Source organism: Allobosea sp., assembly GCF_030694325.1.
GTDB lineage: Bacteria > Pseudomonadota > Alphaproteobacteria > Rhizobiales > Beijerinckiaceae > Allobosea.
Map to the genome: position 1 here is coordinate 1 of NZ_JAUXYO010000013.1, position 3,231 is coordinate 3,231.

Here is a 3,231-nt window from a genome sequence, read left to right on the forward strand (position 1 = left end):
GAGCCGGCGCTGCTGATGGCGCCCTTCCTAGCGGGCATCGCGGGCGTCGTCTTCGGCTGGTTCTGCGTGCGGCTGTCGGGGGTCTATCTGGCCATGCTGACGCTCGCCTTCGCACAGATCGCCTGGGCGACGGCGTTCCAGTCGGTCGATCTCACCGGCGGCGACAACGGCATCCTCGGCGTCTGGCCCTCGGCCTGGGCGGCGTCCAAGACGGTCTATTACTATCTGACGCTGGTGATCTGCGCGGCGGCTGTGCTGGCGCTGCGCTTCACGATTTTCTCGCCCTTCGGCTACGGATTGCGGGCGGGGCGCGACAACGCGCTGCGGGCGGAGGCGATCGGCCTCGACGTGGTGCGCATCCAGTGGGTCGCCTTCGCGGTCGCCGCCTTTTGCGCCGGCATCGCGGGCGCGCTCTTCGCCTTCTTCAAGGGCTCGGTCTTCCCGACCTATATGGCGATCCCGCGCTCGGTCGATGCGCTGCTGATGGTGCTGCTCGGCGGCGTGCAGACGGTGTCGGGCCCGATCATCGGTGCCTTCGCCTATGCCGGGCTGCACGAGCAGCTGATGAAGGCGACGATGTACTGGCGCTTCGCGCTGGGGCTCTCGATCGTGCTGCTCGTCGTGCTCTTCCCGCGCGGGCTCGTCGGCACGATCCTGGCCCTGCGGGAGCGTCGCGCCCGACCCGAACCGGCTCCGGCGACCCGGCTGGCGGAGGCCGCGCGATGAGCGCTCTCGCCCCTGCCGACGTGGCGAGCGCCGTCGCCGCCAGCGAACCGGTGCTCGTCGTGCGCGACCTCGCCAAATCCTTCGGCGGCGTGCGCGCGGTCGACGGCGTCTCCTTCTCGGTGCTGCCCGGGACGATGCTGGCGCTGATCGGCCCCAACGGCGCCGGCAAGACGACCTGCTTCAACATGCTCAACGGCCAGCTGCGGCCCGATGGCGGGGAGGTGCTGCTGGCCGGCCGCGCGATCACCGGCATGAAGCCGCGCCATGTCTGGCGCATGGGGGTGGGCCGCACCTTCCAGATCACCGCGACCTTCACCTCGATGACGGTGCGCGAAAACGTCCAGATGGCGCTGATCTCGCATGCCGGCGGAATCTGGAGCCCGCTCGGCCGGGCCCGCGACCGCCATCGCGAGGAGGCGGATGGCCTGCTCGCGCAGGTCGGCATGCTCGAACAGGCGGAGCGCGCCTGCGGCGTGCTGGCCTATGGCGACCTCAAGCGCGTCGAACTCGCCGTCGCGCTCGCCAACCGGCCGCGGCTGCTGCTGATGGACGAGCCGACCGCCGGCATGGCGCCGCGCGAACGCATCGAGCTGATGGCGCTGACAGCGGGCATCGCCACCGCCACGGGCATTGCCGTGCTCTTCACCGAGCATGACATGGATGTCGTCTTCACCCATTCCGACAGCGTCATCGTGCTCGATCGCGGCCGGCTGATCGCCCATGGCACGGCCCAGGAGGTGCGGCAGGACCCCAATGTCCGCGCCGTCTATCTCGGCTCCGGCGCGACCTCGGGAGGGCATTAGCGTGACCGTTTCGCGTGGACACTTCACGTCATCCTGGGCGACCGAAGGTCGTCCTGGGATCCATCGTAGGGTTCGACGGCACCCTATGATGGATCCCGGCGCGCCGCTCCGCGGCGGCCAGGATGACGGCGCGTTTTGCGGTCGGTTCATTGGAGGCCGGCGATGAGCGCCATGCTCGAGATCAGCGCGCTCGACGCCTATTACGGCCGCGCCCATATCCTGCAGGGCGTGAGCTTCTCGATGCAGCGCGGCGAGGTTCTGGCCCTGATGGGCCGCAATGGCGCCGGCAAGTCGACGACGATGAAGGCGGTGATGGGGCTGGTCCCGCCCGCCGGCGGCAGCGTCAGCTTCGAGGGCGAGCGCGTCGATGGGCGGGAGCCCTTCGAGATCGCGCGGATGGGCATCGGCTATGTGCCCGAAGACCGTCGCGTCTTCTCTGAACTCAGCGTGATGGAAAACCTCTCGGTGGCGCAGCGCCCGGCCCGGGCGGATGCGCCGCACTGGACGCCGGAGCGGCTGTTTGCCCTGTTTCCCAATCTCGGCCGCATGCGCGACCGGCCGGGCGGGGCGATGTCGGGCGGCGAGCAGCAGATGCTGACGATCGCGCGCACTCTGATGGGCAACCCCCGGCTCGTCCTGCTCGACGAGCCGTCGGAGGGTCTGGCGCCGGTTATCGTCGAGGAGATGGCCAGGACCATCCTGGCGCTGAAGGGCGAGGGGCTGACCGTGCTGATCTCGGAGCAGAACCTGCATTTCGCCGGCAATGTCGCCGACCGCGCCGCCATCATCGAAAAGGGCATCATCCGATTCACCGGCACGATGGATGAGCTCAAGGCCGACGAGGCGGTCAGGGCGCAGTATCTGTCGGTGTAGGGCGCCTGTCCCGATTCTCCTCGGTCATCCCGGACAAGCGGCGAAGCCGCGCCGATCCTGGATCCATTCCGGAGCGTCTCCGGGAAAGGCTCCGGCATGGATCCCGGGTCTTCGCTTCGCTGCGCCCGGGATGACCTCGCGTTTCACCCGTGGCTGATCTGCCTGTCCAATCCCCCGACGCTGCGCCATTCGTCCGCCAGCGCCAGCAGCGCGCCCTCGATCAGCCCGTCGCGCCGCAGCGCCTCCGCCATCCGTAGGCCCGAGGCGAGCGCCGCCGCGACCGCATCCGCCGACAGGGGCCCGACATCGACGGTGACGGGCAGGTCGCGGAGGTCACTGTCGGGGTCGAGAGCGCGGGCAGGGCGGCGGATGATGGCGGCCTCAGTCACATCGACCGCATTGGCGATGACGGTCGCGGCCGCGTCGGCCTCGGCCGCGCTGCGGGCGAGAACGGTGACGGCGTCCGCAATGCCGCGTGAGAAGGAGCGTCCCCGCCAGCCGCTGGTGGCGATGCCGCAGAGGTGTCGGGCGGCGGGCGAGGGGGCCTCGATCCGGATGAACCCCTCCGGTCGGGCGCGGGCGAGCGAGGGCACCACCCCAATGTCGAGCGGAATCCCCGGCGTGACCAGCACGGCGATGTCGCCGCCATTGTTGACATAGGCACGCTCGAGGCCGGGGACGGCCTGCGCCATCGCCCCCAGAACCGTATCGGCGACGGCCCCGGCGACGGCGGCCATCGGCGTGATGAACTGCTCGCGAAAAAACCAGCAGGCGCGCGCCATGCGCCGGGCCGTCGCGCCGGCCAGCGGCGGGGGCTGCGGCCCGAGCG

At 70.2% G+C, this 3,231-nt stretch carries 4 protein-coding genes; 3 read left to right on the top strand and 1 reads right to left on the bottom strand.

Going from position 1 to position 3,231, the window contains the following annotated elements:
- The 3 genes from Q8M82_RS00525 to Q8M82_RS00535 all read left to right on the top strand — a co-directional run.
- Positions 1-726 (top strand): branched-chain amino acid ABC transporter permease (locus Q8M82_RS00525; RefSeq protein WP_305689441.1); only part of this gene is annotated, 726 nt, incomplete at its 5' end.
- On the top strand, positions 723-1,529 hold the full coding sequence (locus Q8M82_RS00530; RefSeq protein WP_305689442.1) for an ABC transporter ATP-binding protein: 807 nt from the start codon (positions 723-725) through the stop codon (positions 1,527-1,529). The genes Q8M82_RS00525 and Q8M82_RS00530, both read left to right, overlap by 4 nt.
- A gap of 162 nt (positions 1,530-1,691) precedes the next feature.
- The gene (locus Q8M82_RS00535) at positions 1,692-2,402 is read left to right on the top strand and encodes an ABC transporter ATP-binding protein (RefSeq protein ID WP_305689443.1); all 711 of its coding nucleotides are present in this window, start codon (positions 1,692-1,694) and stop codon (positions 2,400-2,402) included.
- Between the two features lie 143 nt (positions 2,403-2,545).
- On the opposite strand, the gene Q8M82_RS00540 is transcribed toward Q8M82_RS00535, so the two are convergent.
- Positions 2,546-3,231 (bottom strand): UPF0280 family protein (locus Q8M82_RS00540; protein WP_305689444.1); only part of this gene is annotated, 686 nt, incomplete at its 5' end.